This window comes from Bradyrhizobium huanghuaihaiense, from assembly GCF_007830635.1.
GTDB classification, from domain to species: domain Bacteria; phylum Pseudomonadota; class Alphaproteobacteria; order Rhizobiales; family Xanthobacteraceae; genus Bradyrhizobium; species Bradyrhizobium huanghuaihaiense.
In genome coordinates this window covers 111,099-136,719 of the sequence record NZ_VLLA01000015.1, presented here as the reverse complement: position 1 = coordinate 136,719, position 25,621 = coordinate 111,099, and the positions used below count along the sequence as shown (strand labels likewise).

Here is a 25,621-nt window from a genome sequence, read left to right as displayed (position 1 = left end):
CTCGTCCGCGACGTCGGGCAAAACCGGCAAATTATTTCCAGTCTGCCGCGGTTTGCAGGGCAGTCGTTAACTAAGGCGCGCAATCCGGCACGCCCGGGTTCCGAAATTGTGCAGTTCTTAACCCCGATCCTTGTCCGATAGAAGTTCCGGCGGCTCAACCAGAAGTTCGTGTCGCCGCGCCGAAGGGGGACGTGCGGATCAAGATGGGCGGCCGCGATCAGAACGATCAGGATCGGAAGCGGAAGACCGGATGGTGGCGTGCCGCGCCGCTGCTCGGGCTCTATCGCCCTGCGCTGGTCGCTGTCGCCGTCGGGCTTCTGTTCTCGATCGTGGGCGCGGCCGCCGTTGCGCGCTGGGAAAACCGCGTCAACAGGATCGAGTTCGAGAACGCGGCCGAAACCGAAGCGATCGTCATGCAGCACGGCATGGGCGAGTACATCTCCAGGCTCGTCGCGCTGCGCACGCTGTTCGAATCCACCAACGAGCAAATCACCCGCAGCGAATTCGAGACCTTCAGCGCGCGCCTGTTCGAGCGCCATCCCGGCATGTTGCGCATCGCCTGGCTGCCGCGCGTCAACCGCAAGGAGCGCACCGACTACGAGGCCGCCGCGGTCGCGGACGGCGTGTCGGGCTATCGCATCAAGTCGCTCCAGGGCGATGCCTTCGTGGCCGCGCCGCAGAGCGACGAATATTTCCCGGTGTTCTACTCGACGCAGCCGAAGACGTCACAGGTCTACGGCATGGATTACGCGAGCATCCCGGAACGCCTTGCGGTGCTGGAGCGTGCCAGCGACAACGATCGGGTTGCGGCCGTCCGCACCCGTCTCTACGAGCCCAGGGAAGGCGGCCGGCTGCCCGACGTCCTCGTCGCCATTCCCGTCTACGCCAAGGGAACGTCGCGCGAGACGGTCGCGGACCGGCGCCGCAATCTGGCCGGCTTCGTGGTCGGCGTCTTCGATCTGCCGCTGCTGATCCAGTCCATTCGCGTGACCACCGGCGCAAGTCCCGCGGTCAGCGTGAACGTCTATCCGCCCTTCACCGGCCAGATCGTCAGCCTCGAGGACATGCTGCCGGACTATTCGTCCGCCGCCACCGCGCCGCAGTCGATGCGCGACGTCGCGCGGACCCTGCACTGGTCGGGCGGTCTCAAGATCGGCGATACCGACTGGCAGGTGCGCGCCATGCCGACCGCCGGCGGCGCGCTCGAGACGGCCTATGATCGCGCGGTCGCGGTCCTGATCGTCGGCATGCTGCTGACGCTGTCGCTGTCGACCTATCTCATGCTCGCCAGCCGCAATTCGCGGCGGCTGTCGCTGGCGAACCGGCGGGTGCTCGAGCTCGCCCAGACCGACATCCTGACCGGTCTGCCGAACCGCGCCTTCTTCCTCGCACGGCTCGACGAGCTCAACCGACAGCTCGACGATAACGGCGCGACCTTCTCGATCCTGATGCTCGACCTCGACCGCTTCAAGAACGTCAACGACTCCCTCGGTCACGGCGCCGGCGACGTGCTGTTGCGCCAGGTGGCGCAGCGGCTGAAATCTGCGCTGCGCGCCACCGACGTGCTGGCGCGGCTCGGCGGCGACGAGTTCGCCATCATCCAGGGGGCTTGCGAGGATCAGCGCGCCTGCGCCACCGAGCTCGCGGGGCGGGTCGCCAAGCTCGTGGCACAGCCGTTCCTGCTGCCCGGCCATCGCGTCGAGATCGGCACCAGCATCGGCATCGCGATCGCGCCGGATCACGGCAGCGATCAGGAGCAGCTGCTGAAGAAGGCCGACCTTGCGCTCTACCGCTCGAAATCGGCGGGCCGCAACTGCTTCACCGTCTACGACGAGGCGATGTCGGCCGAGCTCGAGGCGCGCAACACGCTGGAAGGAGACTTGCGCGACGCCATCGCGCGCTGCCAGCTCGAGGTGCACTACCAGCCGTTCGTCGATGCCGCGAGTGGCGTGCGGCGCGGCTTCGAGGCGCTGGTGCGCTGGCGGCATCCGAGCCGCGGATTGATTCCGCCGGACCAGTTCATTCCGCTCGCCGAGGAGACCGGGCTGATCGTTCCGCTCGGCGAATTCGTGCTGCGGCGCGCCTGCGCGGATGCGGCCGGCTGGCCCTCCGACCTGACGGTCGCCGTGAATCTCTCGCCGATTCAGTTCAAGGAAGCCGAGCTGTTCGAGATGATCTGCGCGGCGCTCGCCGATTCCGGCCTGCCCCCGCCGCGGCTCGAGATCGAGATCACGGAATCGGTTCTGCTGGAGCGCGGTGTCGAGAACCTCGCCTTCATGGAGCGGCTGAAGAGCATCGGCATCGAGCTCGCGCTCGACGATTTCGGCACCGGCTATTCCTCGCTCAGCTATCTCGTCGCGTTCCCGTTCGACAAGATCAAGATCGACAAGTCGTTCATCCGCAACCTCACGCACCAGCCGCGCTCATCCGCCATCATCTCCTCGATCGTGACGCTGGCGCGAGGGCTCGACATGTCGGTCACCGCCGAGGGCGTCGAGACCGCCGAGGAGTTCGAGCGGCTGAGGACGCTCGGCGTCAATTTTGCCCAAGGCTATCTGTTCGGGCGCCCGCAGCCGGTCGGCGAGATCGAGCTGGATGCGGCCGAATCCTCCCGGCTCGACGCCGCCTGACATCACCGCTCGATGGGCATGCGCGAAAAGCGCTTGACCCGGACACCCTCAGATGGTCCGAAGGATCGTCTAGGGATGAAATAGAAAAAATGCGGCTTCCGTTCTTCTACGGCTGGGTCGTGGTCGCCGTGACCTTCGTCACCATGGCCATCGGCGTCAACGCGCGCACCGCGTTCTCTCTGTTCTTTCCGCCGATCATCTCCGAATTCGGCTGGGAGCGCGGCGTCACCGCCGGCGCTTTCTCGTTCGGCTTCGTGGCATCCGGCGTTGCGAGCCCGCTGATCGGCCGTCTGATGGACCGCGCCGGTCCGCGCGCGGTGATGGAGCTCGGCGTGGTGCTGATGGGAGGCGGGCTGCTGCTGGCACCGCTCACCAGCCAGCCCTGGCATCTCTATCTCACCATCGGCGTCATGGTCGGCGCCGGCAGCGTCTGTCTCGGCTATTCCGGCCAGTCGCTGTTCCTGCCGAACTGGTTCATCCGCAAGCGCGGCTTTGCCATCGGCATCGCCTTTGCCGGCGTCGGCATCGGCTCGGTGACGCTGCTGCCGTGGGTGCAGCACATGATCGAGCAGACCGGCTGGCGCACCGCCTGCACTGCGATGGGCCTGCTCGTCCTGATCGCGCTGGCGCCGATCAATCTGCTGCTGCACAAGCGCCCCGAGGATATCGGCCTGCGGCCGGACGGCGATGCGGCACCTGGCGCCGACGCGGCAAAGCCGGTCTCCAACGTGGTCGACCCCGTCTGGGTCAACACCGACTGGACGCTGAAACGCGCCGTCGCGACCGCGCGGTTCTGGTGGATTGCGGTCGGTTATTTCTCCGGCCTGTACATCTGGTACGCCGTGCAGGTGCACCAGACCAAGTTCCTGCTCGATATCGGCTTCAGCCCCGGCGTCGCGGTGTGGGCGCTCGGCATCGTCAGCTTGCTCGGCATTCCCGGCCAGATCCTGCTCGGTCACGTCTCCGATCGCATCGGGCGCGAGTGGGTGTGGGCGATCAGCTGCGCAGGCTTTGCGATCTGTTTCGCGGCGCTGATCGCGCTCAAGTTCCAGCCGTCGCTCTGGCTCGTCTACGTCATGGTGTTCACGCAAGGCGCGCTCGGCTACGGCCTCACCTCGATCATGGGCGCGGTGGTGTTCGAGATTTTCCAGGGCAGGCACCAGGGCAGCATCTTCGGCACCATCATGCTGGCGGCGTTGGCGGGCGGCGCGGCAGGTCCCTGGCTCACGGGCCTGCTCTACGATCGCACCGGCGACTACACGCTCGCCTTTGCCATCGCCATGGTCGTGAGCGGCTTGTCGGCGCTGTCGGTGTGGCGGGCCTCGCCGGGCAAGGTGCGCGCCGTAGCCGGGCGGCTGCACAAGCTCAAACCGGCATCCGAATAGGTTCCGGACGCATCAAGATACGTCTGCCGTTTTCGCGGGACGTTAAGCATGTCCCGCCTTGGCGCGGCGCGACGGAATTGCAAAAACGTCTTGGACACCATCGGAGCGTTACTCTCGGGCTGATTGCCGCATTTCCCGATGCCGCCGGTTCAGACGATGTCCGCCTCCGATCTCCTTGTCACAGAAACTCAGGACGTGCTGCGCGCTGCGCTCGAGCGCGCCGACGACGGCATCGTCATCCTCGACGAGGCGCATCGCATCACGCATTTCAACCCGGCCGCGGAGCGGATCTGGAATCTCGCTGCCACCGAGGTGCTCGGTCGCGATGCCGCCGTTCTCAGCCTTGGATGTCTCGAGGCCGGCGCGACCGAGGATCTCCGCGAGGAGATCAGCCTCGTGCGGCGCGACGGCAGCCGTATCAAGGCGCAGGTTGCGATGTCGTCGACGACGGTCGGCGGTGCGCCCCATCGCATCGTGTTCGCGCGCGACGTCACCCTTGATGCCGAACGCCGCGTCAGGATCGGGCTGCTCCACGCCGTTTCCGACCAGACCAACCGCGCGGTGATCATCACCGACGTCGAGCAGAACATCGTCTACGTCAATTCCGCGTTCACAGCGCTGTTCGGCTATACCAGCGAGGAGGCCGAAGGGCGCCGCGCCGGCGAGCTCATCGCCGGCTGCCACACCGATCGCAACGCCGTCGCAAAGCTGGTCAAGCGCCTGCTGACCGGCGGCCATCGCAGCGAAATCGAGACGCTGGTCTACGACAAGGACGGCGAGGAGATCTGGGTCTGCGCCCGGATCGATGCCTTTCGCGACAGGAAGGGTCGGGTCAAGCACATCTTCGCGCTGCTCGAGGACATCACCGAGACCAAGCAGCTCCGCTCCCTCCAGCAGCTGATCATGGGCGCGCTCGCCGACGAGGTCCCGATCACCGACATCGCCGACAGGCTGTGTCGCCGGGTCGAGGAGATCGCGCCCGACGTGGTCTGCTCGCTGCTCCACGTCGATGCCGCCGGATTGGTCCATCCGCTCGGCGGCCCGAGCCTGCCGGAGGATTATTCCCGCGCGCTGGACGGCATCGCGATCGGCCCCAATGTCGGCTCCTGCGGGACGGCGGCCTTCTACGGCGTGCCGGTCCTGGCCGAGGATCTCGACACCGACCCGCGCTGGCAGCCCTACAAGGCCATGCCGCTCGCAATCGGCCTGCGCGCCTGCTGGTCGACCCCGGTCAAGGCCAAGGACGGCCGCGTCATCGCCACCTTCGCCTTCTACTATCGCGAGCCGCGCGCGCCGAGCAACTGGCATCGCCGCATCGTCGAGGCCTGCGTCAACCTCGGCGCCTTCGCGATCGAGCGCAAGGAAGCGCGCGCCGAGATCGCGCGGCTCGCCTATCACGACATCCTCACCGGCCTGCCGAACCGCGCACAGTTGCGCCACCTTATCACGACCGCGATCGATGCCTGCCCGACCGGCAGCCATGTCGCGCTGGCCTTCCTCGACGTCGATCACTTCAAGGACGTCAACGACACGTTCGGCCACGCCGCCGGCGACGAGCTCCTGATCCAGCTGGCGCAGCGCCTGCGCGAACATATCGGTCCCGAGGACATGCTGGGACGGCTCGGCGGCGACGAATTCGTCATCCTGCTGCCGCAACGCAACGCCGAGGCCGCCGAGCGCATTGCGGCCGGGATCACCGAAGCGCTGGCCGCACCCTTGCGGCTCGCATCGAAGCTGATGCCGATGTCGGCCAGCATCGGCATCAGCCTCTATCCCGATCACGCGACCGACATCGACACATTGATGCAGCAGGCCGATGCCGCCATGTACATGGCCAAGCAGGCCGGCCGCTCCACCCATCGCCTGTTCAGCGCCGAGATGAACGGGCTGACCGAGCAGCGGCTGGCGCTGATCGCGGCGCTGCGCCGTGCCATCGCGGACAGCGCGCTGACGCTGAGCTATCAGCCGCAGATCCGCAGCTGCGACGGCGCCGTCCACGGTGTCGAGGCGCTGGCACGCTGGCACGACGCCGAGCTCGGCGATGTCTCGCCGGCGAAATTCATCCCGCTTGCCGAGGAGTGCGGCCTGATCGACCAGATCGGTCTGTGGTCGGTGCGCGAGGCCTGCCGGCAGATGGCGAGTTGGCGCCGCGCCGGGCTCAATATCCCCAGCGTCTCCGTCAACCTGTCGCCGATCAACTTCCGCAGCGTCACGCTGGCCGCACGCCTGAAGGACATCCTCGTCGGATACGATTTGCCGCCGGACGCCCTGATGCTCGAGATCACCGAGGGTGCGTTCATGCAGGACAGCGTCGCCGCGCTCGAGACCATGAATGCGATCCGCGAGCTGGGCGTCGGGCTTTCGGTGGACGATTTCGGCACCGGCTATTCCAGCCTCAGCCGCCTTGCCCATCTGCCGATCCGCGAGCTCAAGATCGACCGCAGTTTCATGCGCGATATCGAGCGTGACGCGGGCGCGCTGGCGATCGCCACCGCCGTGGTGCGCGTCGGCCAGGGCCTCGGCATGACCGTCGTCGCCGAAGGCGTCGAGACCGAAGGCCAGCGCAGGACGCTGGCCGAGCTCGGCTGCGACGTCGTGCAAGGCTTCCTCTATGCGCCGGCGCTGGCACCCGTCGCCTTCGAGCGCTGGCTGATCGAGCATTGCGCCGAGCAGGCGAGGGCGATGCTGGGAAGACTCGATGTTGCGGTGGTTGGCGTGGCTGCGGTGAAAGTGGTCGGCGGAGGTATGAACTCCTGAAAGACAATCGGCCCGTCCGCTTGTCCTTTCAGCCCCCGAAAGGCGCCTGTTTCGGGCCGCTGCCGAGTGCGCAACCGAATGGAACCCGAGGACCGAGAGGAACGGCTGGCCGACGGAACTTGCCCCGTACGGTGTTACCCATACCTGATTTGCAGTTGTGTAATCCGCGCCTCGCCTGCATCTAGATCGCATTGAGCGCACGAGGAAATTTTCGCCTCGTGGCAAGCGGTTTTGTCGTTGAGAGTGAGGATGCTTGTCAGTGAACTGGATCTTGGTGCGGGTCGCGAAGACAGATCCGAGCAAATGCTGAGACCGCTGTTTCGCGCCGCTCGGAGTGGTGAAAGCGGATACTTCGCGGTTCACCCGCAGTGAGACAAGTTGGCGGAATTGGTAATCGCCTCTTGGCAGCACTACCGTCTGCCGATTTCGATCTGCTGGCGCCCGAGCTGGAGACAGTCGCGCTCCTTGAGGACGCGTCGATTTCGCACAACGGTGATCCGGTCGACTATGTCTTGTTTCCTCATAGCGGTGCCGTCTCGCTGATGGTCGACTTGGCGGACGGCCAGACCGTTGCCAGCGCCCTGATCGGTCGCGAGGGGGCAATAGGTACTCTCTCCGTGTTTGGACCGTCGTCCTCGGCTCTTACCGCCATCGTTCGTGCGGCGGGGACCGCCTCGCGAATCCCGGCGCGGCAATTTCACGCGGCATTTCAGCGAAGTTCCGCGATCCGGCACGCGATCCAGATTCACATCAGGGCGATGCTGGTGCAGCTTCAGCGCGGCGGAGCCTGCAATGCGCTACATCCGGTGCAAGCCCGGATGGCACGCTGGCTGATGCACATTTGCGACCGCATTGACGACGATGTCCTGCCTCTCACCCAGGAGGCGCTGTCGCAAATGCTCGGTGTGCGCCGAACGACCGTGACGCTCCTGATGCGCAATCTGCGTGCATCCGGCGCGATCAGATCTGATCGACGAGGCCGCATCGAGATCGACCGAGCAAGACTCGCGGCCGCAGCGTGTGAATGTCATGGCACGATGCATCGCGAGGTCGAGCAGATCTTCTCGACGAAATACGGCGCGACCTCGCGCATTGACTACGCCGACCGACATAGCGGGTGAATTGCGATTGCCGTGAGCGACCATCCGGGAAGGCAATGGGCTGCGACCGTCACCCGGATCAGCCACACGCTGAGCGGCGGCGAGACTCGTCGCTGATGTCGACCCGCAAAACCGTGAACCGCCGCGTCATGCTCATACCGCCGTGCCCGGCTCGTCCTTCTCGCCGAGCACGCCGAGCCGCTCGGCGATTCTGACCAGTTCGACCACCGACTGGACCTGCAGCTTGTCCATGATCGCGCTCCGATGCGCCTTGATGGTCCGCTCGGTGCTGCCGAGCTCGCGCGCGGCATGCTTGCTCGTCTTGCCCTGGACGATGATCTCAAAGACCTGCCGCTGGCGCGGGGTAAGCGTCGAGAGCCGGGCCCGAAGCGCTTCAAGCTCGCCGTCAAGTTCGCGCGCGTTGCGATGCCGCGCGATCGCGCGTGCGATGGCTTTCAAGAGATCATCCGGGCCAACAGGCTTGATCAGGAAGTCGTCCGCTCCCGCCTTGATCGCCTTCACGGTGATGCTGACATCAGGATAAGCGCTCAGAAAGATGATGGGCAGTGTCGAGCCGCGCTCGGTCAGGCGGCTCTGCAACTCGAGCCCGCTCATGCCCGGCATCCTGACATCCAGCAGAATGCAGCCCTTGCTTTCGTCGGGCCGCTGCTCCAGCAATTGCTGCGCCGATGCATAGGTGGCAACGCGGTATCCGCTTGCCTCTAGAACTTGTTGGATGGCCGATAGGTACGATGCGTCGTCATCCACGACATGGACGATGCCGGGCAATGAATTCTCCTGAACGAAAAGTAGCTGCTGTGCTTGCTTTTCTTGCTTGTTGGTGCAGCGCCTTCTCGTCCGGTTATTCCCGGATCACGTCGCTCTTGAATGGCAGTTACGTCCTGCAATCGCGAGGTGCAAATTAAATCTGTGACAGTATGCGGCGCCGGACGCCGGGTGTGTCCTTTTGATCGCAAGCGCGCGAGACAGGCCCGAATGAGGCGTCGTCGTCCGAATACCTGCCGTTGCGTTTTGACATAACCGCGTTCTGCCTGCTGTTGGTCATCGTCTTCAATGCTGCAGGCCGCAGCGAAAGAGCCCCGCCGGGAGGCGGGGCTCGGAAGCATGTGGTCAGCCGCTCTACTTCTGGGTTGGCTGACTCGACGTCGAAGGCGGCGGCGCATTGTTCTGATTGGTCTGTCCAGTCTGCGTGTTCTGGTTGGTGCTGGGCTGACTGGTGGACGAAGTGCTGCTTTGTGCCGGAGCCTGGCCGGTGGTCTGGCCCGACGGCGGTTGCGTGTTGGCCTGACCCGAGGTGGCCGGTTGGTTCTGCTGAGCCTGGCCGGTTGTGGGCGGCTGGTTTTGCGGAGCCTGGCCGGTGGTCTGGCCCGACGGCGGTTGCGTGTTGGCCTGACCCGAGGTGGCCGGTTGGTTCTGCTGAGCCTGGCCGGTTGTGGACGGCTGGTTTTGCGGAGCCTGACCGGTGGTCTGGTTCTGCTGCGCCGGCGCGTTGCCCTGGCCGGTGCTTTGCCCGGTCGTGTTCTGCGGCGCCGACTGGTTGTTGCCGCCCTGGCCGACCGTGGTCGACTGGCCCTGCGTGGCGCGGATCTGGTTGGACACGCCGAGCGCAGCGACGGTGCGGGTATCGATCGAGCCGCTGGCCTGGAAGCCTTCCTGTCTCTGGAAGGTCATCAATGCCCTGCGTGTACCCGGCCCGAGGACGCCGTCGGCTTCGCCGGACAGCATGTGGCGTTCGATCAGGACCCGCTGAACAACGCGGATCTCGTCGGGGCTGAGATCCAGCGCAGCGATGCTGCCGCCACCTCCGCTCAAGCCACCACTGCGGGCATAGTGCGTCCGCGGCCCGGCGGGAATGACGTCGACGATCCTGCGGCCGCGGTCGGTGACGATGATCTCGTCGTCGACGACGAAGAAGCTGTCGTCGCGGTAGTCAGGATAGACGTCGATCAACGCGGGATAAGCCGCGACCGAGACCACGGAGATGTTCCGGGGCACGACCACGCCGGCATTGATCCGGAAGTTGATGGCATTGGTGTTGACCCGCACGCGGTCCACATTGCGTGAGCTGAGCACCGACTGCTGCAGCTGTGTCTGCTGCTGCGCATTCACCTGCACGCGACCGGACATGCTCTGGGTGGTCGCGCCCTGGGTCTGAGCCTGAGCGTTGGCCTGACCTTGCGCGTTGGTGCCGGTCGTCGTGCCCTGACCCTGCTGGGCACCCTGGTTCTGGACGTTACCCTGGGCGCTGCCACCAGTGTTCGCGCCGGTCGTCGTCGTGCTCGGACTCTGCGCGTTCGTGCCTTGTGCGTTCCTGTCTTGGGCGTTCCTGTCTTGCGCGTTCCTGTCTTGGGCGGTGCCCTTGGTGTTCGCGCCGGTGGTCGTCGTGCTCTGGCCCTGCGCGTTCTTGCTCTGGGCATTCTTGTCTTGTGCATTCTTATCCCGGGCATTGGCGCCCGTCGTGGTGCTCTTGTTCTGTTCGGTGCTCTGCGACTGCGTACGGTCGCGGTCGCTGCGGCTCTGTCCGATCGTCTGCTTGCCGCTCTTGTCGCTTTCGGACTTGGATTGACGCGCCTGGTCCCTGTCGCCACGGCTCTGGCCGACCGTCTGGTCCTTGCCTTGCTTGCTTTGCTCCGATTGCGACTGACGCGCGCCGTCGCGGCCCTGACCGATGGTCTGCTTGTCGCTCTTGTCCGCGGCTCGGCCGCTGTCGTGCGCCGCGGAGGAACCTTCGGCCCGACCGCCCGCGCGGCCCTGGGTCATTCCTTCGCTGCGCGAGGCGCCAGCGGCGCCTTGCGACGTCGCGCCGTCGGATCGTCCGTGTTCTGCAGCACTGCCGCCGGCACCTTCACGCATGCCTTGCGCCGATGCCAGACTGACGCCGGCGAGAAGCACTGCCGTGGTCAGCAAAAACTTGTTCTTTCCCGTATTCATCTGAGACTCCTTGATTTGATTTGCTCGCTGCAATTGCTCAGGTTCCGCTCTGACGCGATCGCGCGCGTTGAATTTCACCGTCGAGGCCGGACGGCCTCGACCTGATCATCATTCCTGAGGGCTCAGCGTTCCGCGCTGGGCCTGTCTTGGCGCTTCACATCACCAGTGGTGCCAACGATGGCGATGGAAGTGCCGCCGCGGGAACGGTCCGCCGTAATAGGCGTAGGCCGGACGCACCACGCGGCGATAGCCGTACCCGTAATAGGCGGGGGCATAACCAGTGCTGTAGTAGGTCGTGGTGTAGCCGCCCCAGGGATATGGTTCGTAGCCGCCGTAATACGCCGGTGCGTAGCCGCCGCCGTAATAGCCGTAACCCGGGCCATAGTAGCCGTAACCCGGCCCATACGCGTAAGCGGAAGAGGCCAGGCCGCCGATAACGGCGCCTGCGATCAATCCACCCGCCAGTGCCGGACCGAAGCCGCCACGCCAGCGGGCTTCCGCGGGCGTTGGTGCTGCCACCGCGCTCAGGCCGAGCGTGCCGACGGTTGCCAGAACTAGCGCGGTCTTCATGTGCTGTCCTCCTCGTTGGTGTTGTGATGCCGTGCCAACATCAACGACGGGCAAAAGTTGCAAACGCGCAATCAGGAGAGGCAAAGAGTCATGAAGATAAATGCGCGTTCATCTCGATGGTTTCGCGTCCCCTGATGGCGGTCGCTTCAGGACTGATCGCGTCGGTTGAAGGGATCGATCAGCCACGCTGTTCCGCGGACATTTCTTGATCGCGTCGCGCCGTTTGTTCCCGAGGCTGCGGCGGTTTGGCACATGCGTGGCCGCCCTAGTCCGACGCCAACCCCGTCCTTCGCCGCAGATCCGTGATGGCGCGTAAGAAGCTGTCGGCCGGCGTCGTTTCCGGATCGATCAGCCGGTGCAGGCGAAAGCCGTCTTCGAGCGCCAGCACGACGGAGGCCATCCAGGGCGGGTTCAGAGTGTCGCCCTTCGCGTTGCCCTTCAATGTCGCCTCGACGATGTCGGCGACCAGCTTGCGCCGCGCGCGCAGGCGTTTGGCAAGTTCGGGCCGGCGCTTCTCGGCGCGCGCGACGTAGAGGATCATCTCCATGTGGAGGAGGGGCGCGCGGCCGAGCGGGTCCTGCTTGCTGCGGTCCATCGTCTTCAGTGCCGCGATGAAATCGTCGAGATTGTCGTGCTGGGCGAGGATGTCCATGTTGCGGCGGATCGATTGCTCGACATGGTCCTCGAGCATGGCGATGATCAGCTCGTCCTTGCTCTTGAAGTTGGAATAGAACGCGCCGCGGGTGAAACCCGCCGCCGCCGCGATCGCCTCGATGCTGGCGCCGCCGATGCCGTCCTCCTCGAACACGCGCGCGGCCGCCTCGAACAACTTGTCGCGCGTGTCGTCCCTGGTCGGCCTGGTTCTCACCCTTGACATCGGCGCAGCTTAGGGCAGAATGCAACTCGATACAACAATGTATCGAGTTGATTAAAAAAGGGGATGGGTTACGCCGGGCAGGGGCTGCCTTGCGTATGCGTGTCATGCGGCAACCGATTGAGGTCACCATGAACGAGCAAGTGCAACCCGCCGGCGGTGATCCGCTGTTCAATCCGCTGTCGCCGGATTTCATCCGCGATCCCTATCCGCATTACGACCGGCTGCGCGCGATCGATCCGATCCACGTGACGCCGTTCGGCCAGTTCGTCGCCAGCCGCCACGCCGATGTCAGCCTCGTGATGCGCGACAAGCGCTTCGGCAAGGATTTCGTCGAGCGCTCCAAGCGCCGGTACAGCGAAAAGATCATGGACGAGCCGGTGTTCCGCAGCATGAGCCACTGGATGCTGCAGTCGGATCCTCCGGATCATACCCGCTTGCGCGGCCTCGTCGTAAAAGCTTTCACGGCGCGCCGGGTCGAGGACATGCGGCCGCGCATCCAGGAGATCGTCGACCAGGCGATCGATGCCGTGATCGCGCGCGGCCACATGGACCTGATCGAGGATTTCGCCTTCCGCCTGCCCGTCACCATCATCTGCGACATGCTCGGCATCCCCGAGGACCATCGCGAAGTCTTCTACAAGAGCTCGCGTGACGGCGGCCGGCTGCTCGACCCCGTGCCGCTCTCGCCGGAGGAGATCGCCAAGGGCAACGCCGGCAACATGATGGCGCAGATGTACTTCCAGCAGCTGTTCGAGCTCCGCCGCAAAAATCCCGGCGACGACCTCATCACCCAGCTGGTGCAGGCCGAGGAGGACGGCAACAAGCTCACCAATGAGGAGCTGACCGCCAACATCATCCTGCTGTTCGGCGCCGGTCACGAGACCACCGTCAATCTGATCGGCAACGGTCTGTTGGCGCTCCACCGCAATCCGGACCAGCTGGCGCTGCTGAAGGCGCGGCCGGAGCTGATGGTGGGCGCGATCGAGGAATTTTTGCGCTACGATTCCTCCGTGCAGATGACCGGGCGTGTCACGCTGGAGGACATCGAGGATCTCGGCGGCAGGCAGATCCCCAAGGGCGAGACGGTGCTCTGCCTGCTCGGCTCGGCCAACCGCGATCCCGCCGTTTACCCTGATCGCCCGGACCGGCTCGACGTCACCAGGCAGAACGTCAAGCCGCTGTCGTTCGGCGGCGGCATCCATTTCTGCCTGGGGGCTCAGCTGGCGCGCATCGAGGCCGAGATCGCCATTGCCACGCTGCTCCGGCGGTTGCCTGACTTGCGCATCGACGACGTCGAGAACCCGAAATGGCGCCCGACCTTCGTGCTGCGCGGCCTGACGCAGCTCCCCGCGAGCTGGTGAGGCCCCACCGTTAACCTCCGCGCGCAACAGTCGCTGTGACTTCGCCACACTTCCCTCTATATAAGGGGCTGTTCCGGCGCGCCTGAAGCCTCAAGGCCAAGGTTTGCAGGGGTCAAGGTTTGGCCCGGGTGCCGGTTTGGCCGAGGGGAGACCCGTGCAGACGACGCTGCTCGGATTGGCGATTGCCTTCATCTTAGCGCTGCTCGCCGCGCTGATCGGGCCTTACTTCATCGACTGGAACCAGTTCAGGCCCCAGTTCGAGGCGGAGGCCGGCCGGATCATCGGCGTGCCGGTACGGGTGGCGGGCGAGCTGGACGCGCGGCTGCTGCCGGCGCCGACCCTGCGGCTGCGTTCCGTGACCTTCGGCGGCAACAACGATCTCGGCCGGCTGCGCGCCGACAAGCTCGACGTCGAGTTCAGCCTGGGCTCTCTCATGCGCGGCGAATGGCGCGCCACCGAGCTGAGCGTGGGCGGGATGGCGGTCGATCTCGGCCTCGATGCGCGCGGCCGGGTCGATTTACCGTCGACCGCGAGCGGCAGTTTCAACCTGGGCTCGCTCGCCATCGAGCGGCTGAACCTCACCGGCCGCATCGCGCTGCATGACGCCGCCAGCCGTTCGACGCTGGAGCTGACCGACATCGCATTCTCCGGCGACGTCCGCTCGCTCGCCGGTTCGGTGCGAGGCGACGGCAGTTTCAAGGTGTCAGGCACGCGCTATCCGTTCCGCGTCTCCTCCGGCCCGAGCGCCGACGGCAGCGCCACGCGCCTGCATCTCAACGTCGATCCCGGCGAGCGCGCGATCCTGGCCGATCTCGAAGGCGTGCTCGCCTTCGACAACCGCCTGCCGAAATTCGACGGCGCATTGACGCTCGCGGTGCCTTTGGCAAAGAAGCCGGGCGAGGCGGGGCCGACGCCGTGGAAGCTCACCGCAAAACTCAAGGCCGACCCGGCCGGCGCCAAGTTCGACCAGATCGATGCGAGCATCGGCACTGATGACAACGCGTTGAAAGTCGGCGGCGTCGGCGACGTCAGGTTCGGTGCTTCACCGCTGCTGCGCGCGGTGCTGTCGGCCCGCCAGATCGATGCCGACAGGCTGGCGGCCAAAAACGATTCCGAGCCGCTGCGCATGTTGCCGGCGCTGCGCGCGGGCCTCGCCGCGATCCCGCAGGCACCGATCCCGGCGCAGATCGAGTTCAACTCCGACCAGATCATGCTCGGTGGCCGCCCGCTCCAGAACATCGCGGCGGAGCTTGCGACCGATGGCCGGTCCTGGACCTTCCGGCGGCTCGAGCTGCGCGCGCCCGGCACGACGCAGCTCTCGCTCAACGGCGCAACGCCCGGCGCCGACAGTTTCAGCGGCCGCCTCAATGTCGAATCCTCCGATCCTGACACGCTTGTGGCCTGGCTCCAGGGCCGCAGCGAGATCAACCGCCGCAGCACCCGGCCGCTGCGCCTTGCCGGCGACGTGACCATCGCCGCCAACCATCTCGCCATCGACCGCCTGAAGGCGGACATCGAAGGCGGCGCCATCGAGGGACGGATTGCCTTCGTCCAGAGCGGCGCGAGCAAGGGCTCGCGGATCGATGCCGAGCTGAAGGCCGACCGGCTCGATCTCGACGCCGCCGCGAGCTTTCTCCGCGCGCTCGCAGGGCCGCAAGGTGAATGGCCGGAGGAGGCAAGGCTCTCGCTCGATGTCGGCCGCGCCATCTCCGCCGGCCAGGAGCTGCGGCCGTTCGCGGCGAAGCTCGGTTACGGGCCGAATTCGCTGTCGCTGGAGCAGTTGCGGTTCGGCCAGACCAGCGGCGTGACCACGGAAGCGAGCGGCAGCTTCGACCGCACCAGGGCCACAGGCAAGCTCGCGCTGAAATCCTCAGGCAACTCACTGCACGAGCTCACCGCACTGATCGAGCCGTTTGCGCCGTCGGTGCGTGCGCGCTTCGATGCCCTCCCGTCATTGCCGGGCGCAACCCGCCTGAAGCTCGACCTCAGCCTCGACAGGAACGCCGAGCATGCCGATCGCAGCGACGCCCGCGCCGTGCTCGATCTCGATGCGCCGCAGCTCAAGGCGACCGCGACGCTGGCCGCGCAAACGCCGGTAGCGGCCGTCAACGGCATCGATCTCGACAAATTGCAGAGCAGCGACTTCACGCTGGAGTCGAAAGTCTCGACACCGCAGGCCGGTGCATTGCTGGCCCTGCTCGGGCTCGATCGCGTGGTCGCCGCAGGCGAGGGCACGTCGCAGTTCGAAGGCAAGCTCAGCGGTGCCTGGCGGCGGCCGCTGCAATTGAACGCGAAGATCAGCGGTGGCGGGCTGGATGCGGATGCGCAAGGGACTGTCGAGCTGTCGGAACCAAAAGCCAGCGTGAATCTGCGCGTGCGCAACGTCAGCCTCGCGCCGCTGTTCGGGACTGGCACGGCCGACAAGTCGGTGCAGGGCGTCAGCCTGTCCTCGCGCCTCACACTGGCGGGCAACCGCCTGACCTTCAACGATCTCGACGGCAGCGCAGGCAGCTCGCATCTGCGCGGACGTCTCGCGGTCACGCTCGATCCGGAGAAGAGCGTCGACGGCGAGATGGGCCTCGATACGCTCGACCTTGGGCCCGCGCTCGCGATGGCGATCGGCGCGGCGGGACGCGATGCGGGCGAGCCGCTGGGTGCGGGGCTGCTCGGTGGCTGGCGCGGCCGCATCGCCTTCCAGGCGCTGCGCGGCATGATGCCCGGCGGCATCGAGCTGCGCCCATTCGGCGGCACGATCCGCAGCGATGGCCAGTCGCTCGCGCTCGATGGCCTCAAGGGTGGCGTTGGCGGCGGCGAGATGTCGGCGAGCTTCGACGCGCGCAATGGCGCCAATGGCCTGGCGCTGAACGCGCGCATCGAGCTCAGCAACGTCGATGCGACCGTGCTGCGCTACCGCGACCTCGCGCTGCCGAAGGGGCGTGCCTCGGTGCAGATGGCGCTGACCAGCCAGGGCCGCAGCGTCGCGGCGCTCACCGGCGCGCTCGCCGGCAACGGCACCGTGACGCTTGAATCCGCCGAGATCAGCGGTCTCAATCCGCGCGCCTTCGAGATCGCCATCCGCGCCAGCGACGGCGGCCAGGTCAGTGACGACAACCGCCTGCGGCAGCTGGTCGAGCCGGCGCTCTCGGCAGGTCCGATTGCGGTCGCCTCGGCGCAGATCCCGTTTACGATCCGCGACGGACGGCTGCGCGTCGGCGCGACGCCGCTGGAGGCGAAGAATGCCCGCGCCATCGTCTCCGGCGGCTACGACATTCCAGCCGACCAGGCCGACATCCGCGCCAGCCTGACGCCGATCATGACCGGGCTCTCCGGCGCGCCGCCCGAGATCCAGCTGTTCGCGGCAGGTCCGCCCGACAGATTGAGCCGCACCGTCGACCTGGCGCCGCTGTCGTCATGGCTCGCGGTGCGCACGATCGACCGCGAGACGCGCCGGCTCGATGCGATCGAGCGCGGCGAGCCGCCGCCGGCCACCGCCGCTCTGCCGACGCTGGTGGCGCCGGAGGCGGCGCCCGAGCCGGCGCCGATCAATGTGCCGCTGCCGGGCCAGGATCCGCGCCGCGCGCCGCCCAAGAAGGCTGCGCCGACGCCGAAGGCGCCGCATGCCGCGCCCGCCGCGCCAAGTCCAGCACTGACAAGTCCTGCACTGACGAGCCCTCCACTTACAAGTGCTCCACTCGCGAGCCAGCAGGTCGCGCCCTTGCCGCCGCCGATCGAGGTGCGGCCGGCGCCCGGCCCTGCGCCCGCAAAACCCAAGCCGAAGCCGCCGCTGGTGCTGACGCCGCAGAATCCGTGAGGCGCGGGTGAGGGCTCTCTCCTCTAGGGGATAGTCCCGTTGCGGAGATACCCTCTCCCCAACCCTCTCCCGCAAGCGGGAGAGGGGGCGCACGTCCCGCGCAGCCCCTTGCCCGCCGGTTAACCCATTCTCTCGCATTTGAATGAATTTTAGTCGGCAAAACTGATTTGCCGATTTTACCGAATTCTCGCGTTTCATCTCTAGCGTTGGATCCCAGAGGAATTCGGCGTCGCGCCAGTTGAGGCGCAACGGTTCGCCAAAGAACGACCAAGAACTGGGGTATCGAGATGAACGGGGCGAAATCGCTTCTGCAGGATCTGGACGACGCAATCGCGCGCGGCACCGACGAAAGCCGGGCCCGCGCCTTGTGGCACGCGACCGATCTTCTGATCACCGGCCGCTATGTCGACGACGAGATCAGCATGTTCGGCGAGGTGATCGGCCGGCTCGCCGACGAGATCGAGGTCGCCGCCCGCGTGCAGCTGTCCGAATTGATGTCGGCCTGCGACCACGCTCCGCTCAACGTCATCGAGAAGCTCGCTTTCGACGACGCGATCGAGGTCGCCGGCCCCGTGCTGCGCGATTCCACGCGGATCGACGAGAAGGTTCTGGTCGAGAGCGCCATGACCAAAGGCCAGGCGCATCTGCTCGCGATCTCGCAGCGCCAGTCGATCGGCGAGGCCGTGACCGACGTGTTGGTCAAGCGCGGCAACCAGGAGGTCGTGACCTCGGTTGCGAAGAACGAGGGCGCGCGCTTCTCCGGCTCCGGCCTGTTGCACATGGTCCGCCGCGCCGAGGGTGACTCGATCCTTGCCGAGCAGCTTGGCCTGCGCAAGGACGTGCCGCGTCACATCTTCCAGCAGCTGATCGCCAAGGCGTCGGAAGACGTCCGCCGCCGGCTCGAGACCGAGCGCCCCGAGATGATGGCGCAGATCCAGAGCTCGGTGACCGAGGTCACCGGCGATCTGCAATCCAAGTTCGGCCCGTCCTCGCGCAGCTATTTCGTCGCCAAGCGCGTGGTGACGACGCAGTACCGCCAGGGCAATCTCAACCAGGATTCGATCTCGAACTATGCCCGGCAGCACCGCTTCGACGAGGTGCAGATCGGCCTGTCGCTGCTGTCGGCGCTGCCGGTCGACGTCATCGAACGCGCGCTGATGGACCGCAACCGCGAGATGATCTTGGTGCTGTGCAAGGCGCTCGACTTCTCCTGGGACACCACCATGTCGCTGCTCTTCCTCGGCGCCAAGGATCATCTGATCACGGCCCGCGACCTCCAGGACAACGAGCGCGAGTTCGGCCGGCTCAAGATCGAGACCTCGCGCAGCATCCTGAAGTTCTACCAGTCGCGCAAGAACAGCGCGGGTGCCGATTCCGCCTCGGGCCGTCAGCCCGAGCTCCAGGTTCACTGAACAGGTTCACTGAGCAGGAATTCGAGAGGGAGTATTGCAGATGTTGCCTCAATTCGGCACCGCAGTTCGCAAGAATAAGAACCTCAACAATGCTGTCGCCACCGATCTCGGCGGCGGAGCGCCCGACAAGGCCTCGGTGGACGCCGCCTGGCTCGTGCTCGAAGCCGCCAACGACCTCGGCGACCACGCCGCGATCGAGGCCTGCCGGCGCGTCATCGATGCCGAGCTGAACGGCACGGCGGCCCGCAGCTCGGATGTCGATCTCGTCGTGGGGTATTTCAGGTAAGCTGCTGCAGCCCGGATGGAGCTGGCGGACCCGTGCTGCTTCCACACCGTCATTGCGAGCGCAGCGAAGCAATCCAGACTGCCTCCGTGGAAAGATCCTGGATTGCTTCGCTGCGCTCGCAATGACCGAGTACGGCGGAGGCCGGCACGTCGTGGATCGCGCCCGGATTTCGTTAGCTCGCCGTGGGGTGTGAGAGTCGGCGTTTCCGCAAGGCACCCCTTCGATCCCGAATGGGCATGCGTCGAGCTTGCGCAGTCGAAAGCATGATATCGTACCACCTGGGATAGCACTCGCTAATCCCTGGATTTGGGAGAGATAGTCATGAAGACCTTCGCGTTTCTCGTCGTCGGGCTCGCTGTCGCAACCCTGTCGATGCCGGCAGCCAATGCTCAATACAAGTGTTCCTGGAGCGGCGGCACGATTTCCTCCGTCCCGTGTGCCAAGCGTTATGCCGTCAACTACGAAGCGTGCCGAAAATACGTCATCGAGCATGGCTCGACCTCGGCCGACGCCATGTGGTGGTGTACGAGCCAGGGTTACACGAAGTAGCGGCACAAGCGATTTGATAGACCGCGCAAAGTGATCTGACGTCGGCCAAGAGGCCGCCGTGCTGGGCGGCGTCTTCGTTGCGTCCAACGCAAAATACAAAGAGTGCAAAACACAAAAAGGCCCCGCCGAAGCGGGGCCTCCTTGTTCGATCGTGCTGGCTCGCATCAATCGTCCCAGTGATGATAACGACGGATCACGACACCGCGGTCGTAGTCGCGGTCGTGACGGTACCAGCCACGGTGCCAGCCGCGGTCATGCTCGTAGATGCGCGCGCGGGGGCCGTCATAATAGCCCCTGTCGCCGCCGACATAGACTCCGAAGCCGGCCGCGTTGGCGATTGTGGGGGTACCGATTGCAAGCGTCGCTAGCGCTGCAAGAGCGTAAGTCAGCTTCTTCATCTGTTCCTCCTTGGCTTGCGTCCGTCGCGAGTCAACGACCGCCACCATCGCCTGTTGCAGGAACGGGCAAGAAACTTTCTTGAATGGCTGTTCAGGTCGGTTGCATCCGAGTGCTTCATCGAAGCTCCCGACGGAACCGCGCCAGGGCGAGTCCCTCTGTTCCGGGTGGACCTGATGACACGAGGCTTTGAACGCCCTGTCGCATATAAGGCAGAATGCTGAGTGAGCGGTTATGCCTTCCACTTTGTCGCCTTGCGTAAAACGTTCCATTGTCGTTCACCGCGATGTGGCGACGGCTACAACTCTCGAACGACAGGTGCCTAATGAATGAACGTAGCGACGGTCAGGCAGGCGCTCGGCAAGCCGGGTTTGCAGGTGTCACGCGCAAGGTTCTCGAACGTCTCCCGCTGCCCGGCAAGCAGCAGGAGCTCATGGTCGTCGAGGTCACCTATCCGCCCGGCGGCGTCGCGCCGCTTCACCGGCATCCCGTTGCGGGCGCGATCTACATCGTCGAAGGTGTTGCCGAATCCGCCTATGGCAGCGATGAGCCGCGACAATACCGGGCGGGCGAGACCTTGCAGGATCGGGCCGATGTTCCGCACACCCACTTTCGCAATTGCGACCCGGACCGTCCGCTCCGCTTCCTGACCATCTATGTGCTCGAACCCGGGCGCTCCTACACGATGGAGCCATGAGGTTGTCCCGCCAATGAGCGGAGATAGCCCGTAGTCCGTAGGATGGGTAGAGCTCTTGCGAAACCCATCATTGTTTCCGAGCGTGTCGAAGCGCGATGGGTTTCGCAAGAGCTCTACCCATCCTACGAGGACTGCGAGGGTACGCTCACCGCCGGATACGATAGATCACGACGTCCTCGCCGTGATGAATCGTGCTCTTCTCGAGAACGTAGTTTGATTTCTCCAACACGCGGCGGGATGCGCCGTGGCCGACAAAGACAAGGCCAATGAGGGACGGCAGCTCGAGTTGCTTCAGCCCGATGTGCGTCAGCACAGTCGCAATCTCGCTCGCAAGCCCCTGGCCCCAGAAGTCCCGCTTGAAGGTGTAGGCAATCTCGATCTCGTCCACGTCATCCACGAGGATGTGCCTGATGCCCGCCCGCCCGGCGAACGCGCAGTCCTTCGTGCGCAGCGCCCAGAGCCCGAAACCGTGCCGGTCCCAATGGGCCATGTTGACGTCGAGATAGGTCTTCGTCGCCTCCGCCGAGCGAACGCCGCCGAGATAACGCGACACCTCGGCATCGAGATGCAACGCGACGAGATCGGCGAGGTGGTTTTGGTGCAGTCGCTCGGCGGTCAGTCTGTCGGTGCTGAAGTGATCCATGGAAACAGTTCGTCGCTTTGGAGCTGGTCGCGATCTTGATGATGCCATCGTGCCCCTGTTCTGCCCGGCGGGTCAACCGACGCCCAGTTCGTATCCCGGTGCGTCCAGCGCTCGGATGAAAGGGGTCGAGCGGCAGCTTGATCTGAATCAAGCACGCGGATGACGGCTACACCACAACGCGACTTCAGGGACTGGTGATCTGTTGGTGTGCGCAATGATTCCAACCTGGTACGTCACCTTCGAAGTGCGACAGCGAGGCGTTCTGCCGAGACAACGAAGTCCGCGTGAGACGAAGACCTTTGCGACCGAGCATGAGGCGAAGCTGTTTGCGCGCGCCAGGCGTGAGGAGGGACTCTCCGTCTTTGCAGGCACGATCAACCCCCACCTTCCGAAGCGGCTGATCCCGTCCTCCGGCATCGACGCGTGGCTTGCCGACGAACAGGACGGCGCCGCGGCGCCCGGCGCTTCAAGTGACGACTAAGCACTTTCTCGTGCATAGCCGTCACGCTTGAGTGTTGCCATTTTGGTACGGGTTGAAACTCCCCTCGCGCATAGACTCCAGGATGTTTGCAGCACTTATGCACGCCAGCCGGCATAGGAGCTCGCTTCTGACGAAGAAATTTGAGCAAAGGGGACGAGACAATGAAGAAGCTTTCGATCGCTGCGATCGGTTTCGCGGCACTGAGCATGGCGGCTCCGGCCATGGCGGCCGATATGGCTGTCAAGGCAGCGCCGCCGCCGGCGCCGGTGGTGGCGGTCTACAACTGGACCGGGTTCTATATTGGCGCCAACGGAGGTTATGGGTGGAGCCACGGCTGTGCGGATCTGATAACGCCCGCAGGCGCCGTCGCAAGTGGCTGCGCCGATCGCTCCGGAGGCCTCGCCGGCGGACAGATCGGGTATCGCTGGCAGACCAATCAGTTCGTGCTCGGCCTGGAAGCGCAGGGCGATTGGGCCGAGATCAAGAACACCCGCGTCAGCCTGGTCGATCCGTTGATCTCGACCACGGGCAAGATCGATGCGATCGGGCTGTTCACGGCCCAGCTCGGTTGGGCATGGAACGCTTCGCTGCTTTACGTGAAGGGCGGCGCCGCGGTGACGCGCAATCGCTTTGACATCTTCAACAACGTCACCGGCGTCGGCCTCGCTTCGGCAGGTCACACGCGCTGGGGCGGTGCCCTGGGTGTTGGCTGGGAGTATGGCTTCACCCCGAACTGGTCGGTCGGCGTCGAATACGATCATCTCTGGATGGGGCGCGACAACACCTCCTTCGCGGGCGTGGTCACGCCCGGTGGGTTCATCCTCACGGGCAGCGGGGTCACCCAGGACGTCGACATGGTCACGGTTCGGGTGAACTACCGCTTCGGCGGTTACGGTGCGCCGGTCACGGCGCGCTATTGAACCTAAATCTCTCCAGTGAACTCAGGCCCCGGCATCGACCGGGGCCTTTTTCATGGGGCAAGGACAACGCGAGGATGTCCGGTATTAGCTCCTGCGATCGCGCGCTCCTCAATAGCAGGGCGGGTAGGGGTAATATCCACAAGCCCGGCGATAGCCATAGGCACCATAAGCCCCATAGGCTGCAGCTCCGGCCGCTGCTGCACCATAGTAGGCGCGCCGATGGACCCTGCGATTGACACCTGCAACGCTTCCGGGCGTAAGGGGACGCCCGACGCGGGCCTCGGCTGTGTCAGTGGACACGGTCAACGCGTCCACCGGCGAGTAGCGGAACGACAGGGGCGTTACCGTGAACAGCGCGGCGACTACGAACAGTCCAAGCAGCTTGGCATGTCTGGTCATGTATTCTCTCCCTTTGCAGGACGACGAGAAAACGTGACATGCCGATGAGCCCTACCATTGACCGAAATCAAAGGTCGCACTTCCGGGTGGAGCGCAAGCAACGCGCCGTGGTGACGCTCTTGGCAGACTGCGCCATCTATCGGGAAGGCGGTACCTCGCCACGCTCCGCATGACCGAACGCCTTCGCCCAATCGCATGCTCCGCGCTTCACGAGATCAAGCGGGTGCAGCGTCGATGATTTTCGGGATGGTGCCATCATGCCAGTGTTTTGCCCGACGGCGCAACCGGCGTAGTCCGTAGCCCGGATGGAGCGCAGCGCAATCCGGGTCCGGTGATGCTTTTCGGCGAGATTCCCGGATTTCGCGGAGCCTGTCATCGGGCGGCGCTTCGCGCCGACCCGGTGGCTCCATCCGGGCTACGGAATCGCACCCGCGCAACCCATTGATTTCACAACCCCCATCTACTGTGCATGGGGTTGTTTTCGCAGTTTTAGTTTTGAGAGGGGCTTATCCCGCGCCGAGTGCGACGGCGACGTTGTAGGTCACGAGGCTCGCCGCATAGGCCAGCACCAGCATGTAGGTGAAGGTGACGGCCATCCATCCCCAGCTTCCGGTCTCGCGCCGGATCACGGCCAGCGTCGAGGCGCATTGCGGCGCGAAGATGTACCAGGCCAGCATCGACAGCGCAGTGGCGAGCGACCATTTCGTCGCCAGCACCTGGCCGATCTGCTCGGCCGCTTCCTTGCCGCCTTCGATGGCGTAGACGGTGCCAAGCGCTGCGACCGCGACCTCGCGGGCGGCCATGCCGGGGATCAGCGCCACCGCGATCTGCCAGTTGAAGCCGACAGGGGCGAGCAGGGGCTCGAGCGCCTTGCCGATCATCGCGGCGAGGCTGAAGTCGATGGCGGGCTCGGTGCTGCCCGCCGGCGGCTGCGGGAACGAGGCCAGGAACCAGATCAGCACCATCATCGAGAAGATCGTGGTGCCCGCGCGCTGCAGGAACATCTTTGCGCGGGTGTAGATGCCGATCGCGATCGATTTCAGCCTGGGCATCTTGTAGTCCGGCAGCTCCAGCATGAACGGCGCCGGCGCATAGTCGCGGATCATGAAGAACTTGATCACGAACGAGACGGCGAGCGCGCTGACGATGCCGGTGGTGTAGAGGCCGAACATCACGAGCCCCTGCAGGTTGATGAAGCCCCAGACGTCCTTTGCCGGAATGAAGGCGGAGATGATCAGCGTGTAGACCGGAATGCGCGCCGAGCAGGTCATCAGCGGCGCGATCAGAATCGTGGTCAGCCGGTCGCGCTTGTTGTCGATCACGCGCGTCGCCATGATGCCGGGAATGGCGCAGGCAAAGCTCGACAGCAGCGGAATGAAGGCGCGGCCGTGCAGGCCGGCCCCGCCCATGATGCGGTCCATCAGGAACGCCGCGCGCGCCATGTAGCCGAAATCTTCCAAGAGCAGGATGAACAGGAAGATGAGGATGATCTGCGGCAGGAACACGATGACGCTGCCGACGCCGGAGATCACGCCGTCCTGAAGGAAGCTCTGGAGCAGGCCGTCGGGAAGGGTGGCTTTCACGAGCTCGCCGAGCGCGTCGAACCCTGACTTGAGAAGATCCATCGCCGGCTGCGCCCAGGCGAACACCGCCTGGAACATCACGAACAGGATCAGCGCCAGCACGATGAGCCCGCCGACCGGATGCAGCACGACGGCATCGATCCGCGCGGTCCAGGTGTCGGGCCTGGCGGGCAGGCTGACGCAGTCGGCGATGATGCGGTCGGCCTCGCGTTGGGTGGCGCGCAGCTCGGAGACGCTGAGCGCACGCCAGCTGTTCTCCTGCGGCTCGCTGGCGAGCTTGGCGGAGATCTCGTCGGTCAGCGCCAGCAGGTCGGCCGTGCCGCCCTTGCGCACCGCGATCGAGGTGACCACGGGCACGCCGAGCTCCTTGGCGAGCCGCTCGACGTCGACAGTGATGCCGCGGCGGGACGCGATGTCGAACATGTTGAGGACGAGGATCATCGGCCGCCCGGTGCGCTTCAGTTCGAGCAGCAGGCGGATGGTCAGGCGCAGATTGGTGGAATCGGCGACGCACAGCACGAGATCGGGCACGATCTCGCCGGAGGCCTTGCCGAGCACGAAGTCGCGGGTGATCTCCTCGTCCGGGCTGCGGCCGCGCAGCGAATAGGTGCCGGGCAGGTCGACCACGGAGACCTGGCGGCCGAGCGGGGTGACGAAGAAGCCCTCCTTGCGCTCGACGGTGACGCCCGGATAGTTCGCGACCTTCTGTCGGCTGCCGGTCAGGGCATTGAACAGCGAGGTCTTGCCGCTGTTAGGCGTGCCGACCAGGGCGAGATGCAGCAGGGGTGCTTCCATGGGATCAAAGGCCTGGG

19 protein-coding genes are annotated in these 25,621 nt (G+C 65.3%); 12 read left to right on the top strand and 7 right to left on the bottom strand.

All coding sequences use genetic code 11. The features are described from left to right. Positions 1-203: 203 nt before the first annotated feature. The 4 genes from IQ16_RS27240 (at position 204) to IQ16_RS27225 (ending at position 7,893) form a co-directional block, all read left to right on the top strand. The gene (locus IQ16_RS27240; RefSeq protein ID WP_026311682.1) at positions 204-2,630 is read left to right on the top strand and encodes a bifunctional diguanylate cyclase/phosphodiesterase; all 2,427 of its coding nucleotides are present in this window, start codon (positions 204-206) and stop codon (positions 2,628-2,630) included. An 89-nt stretch (positions 2,631-2,719) separates the two neighbouring features. After that, on the top strand, positions 2,720-4,015 hold the full coding sequence (locus IQ16_RS27235; RefSeq protein WP_018640883.1) for an MFS transporter: 1,296 nt from the start codon (positions 2,720-2,722) through the stop codon (positions 4,013-4,015). A gap of 156 nt (positions 4,016-4,171) precedes the next feature. Continuing rightward, positions 4,172-6,772 (top strand): EAL domain-containing protein, encoded by a 2,601-nt coding sequence (locus tag IQ16_RS27230; protein WP_026311681.1) that lies wholly within the window; start codon positions 4,172-4,174, stop codon positions 6,770-6,772. 368 nt (positions 6,773-7,140) lie between these two features. After that, the gene (locus IQ16_RS27225) at positions 7,141-7,893 is read left to right on the top strand and encodes a Crp/Fnr family transcriptional regulator (RefSeq protein ID WP_018640881.1); all 753 of its coding nucleotides are present in this window, start codon (positions 7,141-7,143) and stop codon (positions 7,891-7,893) included. A gap of 132 nt (positions 7,894-8,025) precedes the next feature. Here the strand turns inward: IQ16_RS27225 and IQ16_RS27220 are convergent, their stop codons facing one another. The 4 genes from IQ16_RS27220 to IQ16_RS27205 form a co-directional block, all read right to left on the bottom strand. Next, positions 8,026-8,661: a response regulator transcription factor gene (locus tag IQ16_RS27220; RefSeq protein ID WP_018640880.1), complete on the bottom strand. Its 636-nt coding sequence runs from the start codon at positions 8,659-8,661 to the stop codon at positions 8,026-8,028. A 351-nt stretch (positions 8,662-9,012) separates the two neighbouring features. Continuing rightward, positions 9,013-10,824, bottom strand: a complete 1,812-nt coding sequence (locus tag IQ16_RS27215; RefSeq protein WP_145831847.1) for a peptidoglycan-binding protein — start codon at positions 10,822-10,824, stop codon at positions 9,013-9,015. Positions 10,825-10,983: 159 nt separating this feature from the next. Further along, a complete protein-coding gene (locus tag IQ16_RS27210) occupies positions 10,984-11,394 on the bottom strand; it encodes a hypothetical protein (RefSeq protein ID WP_018640878.1) in 411 nt (136 codons plus the stop codon). A gap of 265 nt (positions 11,395-11,659) precedes the next feature. Then, a complete protein-coding gene (locus IQ16_RS27205; RefSeq protein ID WP_018640877.1) occupies positions 11,660-12,271 on the bottom strand; it encodes a TetR/AcrR family transcriptional regulator in 612 nt (203 codons plus the stop codon). Positions 12,272-12,399: 128 nt separating this feature from the next. Between IQ16_RS27205 and IQ16_RS27200 the strand changes: the two genes are divergently transcribed. From IQ16_RS27200 to IQ16_RS27180, 5 genes are all read left to right on the top strand, one after another. Further along, positions 12,400-13,632 (top strand): cytochrome P450, encoded by a 1,233-nt coding sequence (locus IQ16_RS27200; RefSeq protein WP_026311680.1) that lies wholly within the window; start codon positions 12,400-12,402, stop codon positions 13,630-13,632. 154 nt (positions 13,633-13,786) lie between these two features. After that, on the top strand, positions 13,787-17,443 hold the full coding sequence (locus tag IQ16_RS27195) for an AsmA family protein (RefSeq protein WP_145831846.1): 3,657 nt from the start codon (positions 13,787-13,789) through the stop codon (positions 17,441-17,443). Positions 17,444-17,730: 287 nt separating this feature from the next. After that, positions 17,731-18,855 (top strand): DUF2336 domain-containing protein, encoded by a 1,125-nt coding sequence (locus IQ16_RS27190; protein WP_018640874.1) that lies wholly within the window; start codon positions 17,731-17,733, stop codon positions 18,853-18,855. 40 nt (positions 18,856-18,895) lie between these two features. Continuing rightward, a complete protein-coding gene (locus IQ16_RS27185) occupies positions 18,896-19,141 on the top strand; it encodes a hypothetical protein (RefSeq protein ID WP_018640873.1) in 246 nt (81 codons plus the stop codon). 321 nt (positions 19,142-19,462) lie between these two features. Continuing rightward, positions 19,463-19,690, top strand: coding sequence for a hypothetical protein (locus IQ16_RS27180; RefSeq protein WP_018640872.1), 228 nt, complete (start codon positions 19,463-19,465; stop codon positions 19,688-19,690). A 164-nt stretch (positions 19,691-19,854) separates the two neighbouring features. On the opposite strand, the gene IQ16_RS27175 is transcribed toward IQ16_RS27180, so the two are convergent. Beyond that, positions 19,855-20,088 (bottom strand): hypothetical protein, encoded by a 234-nt coding sequence (locus IQ16_RS27175; RefSeq protein ID WP_026311679.1) that lies wholly within the window; start codon positions 20,086-20,088, stop codon positions 19,855-19,857. Positions 20,089-20,411: 323 nt separating this feature from the next. Between IQ16_RS27175 and IQ16_RS27170 the strand changes: the two genes are divergently transcribed. Then, positions 20,412-20,783, top strand: coding sequence for a cupin domain-containing protein (locus IQ16_RS27170; RefSeq protein WP_018640870.1), 372 nt, complete (start codon positions 20,412-20,414; stop codon positions 20,781-20,783). Positions 20,784-20,928: 145 nt separating this feature from the next. On the opposite strand, the gene IQ16_RS27165 is transcribed toward IQ16_RS27170, so the two are convergent. Beyond that, a complete protein-coding gene (locus tag IQ16_RS27165; RefSeq protein ID WP_018640869.1) occupies positions 20,929-21,426 on the bottom strand; it encodes a GNAT family N-acetyltransferase in 498 nt (165 codons plus the stop codon). 214 nt (positions 21,427-21,640) lie between these two features. Between IQ16_RS27165 and IQ16_RS27160 the strand changes: the two genes are divergently transcribed. Beyond that, positions 21,641-21,907, top strand: coding sequence for a hypothetical protein (locus IQ16_RS27160; protein ID WP_018640867.1), 267 nt, complete (start codon positions 21,641-21,643; stop codon positions 21,905-21,907). 161 nt (positions 21,908-22,068) lie between these two features. Next, positions 22,069-22,827, top strand: coding sequence for an outer membrane protein (locus tag IQ16_RS27155; RefSeq protein WP_018640865.1), 759 nt, complete (start codon positions 22,069-22,071; stop codon positions 22,825-22,827). 905 nt (positions 22,828-23,732) lie between these two features. Here the strand turns inward: IQ16_RS27155 and feoB are convergent. Continuing rightward, positions 23,733-25,604 carry a ferrous iron transporter B gene (gene feoB / locus IQ16_RS27145; protein ID WP_018640862.1) on the bottom strand — a complete coding sequence of 624 codons (1,872 nt, stop codon included), beginning with the start codon at positions 25,602-25,604 and terminating at the stop codon, positions 23,733-23,735. Positions 25,605-25,621: the final 17 nt, after the last annotated feature.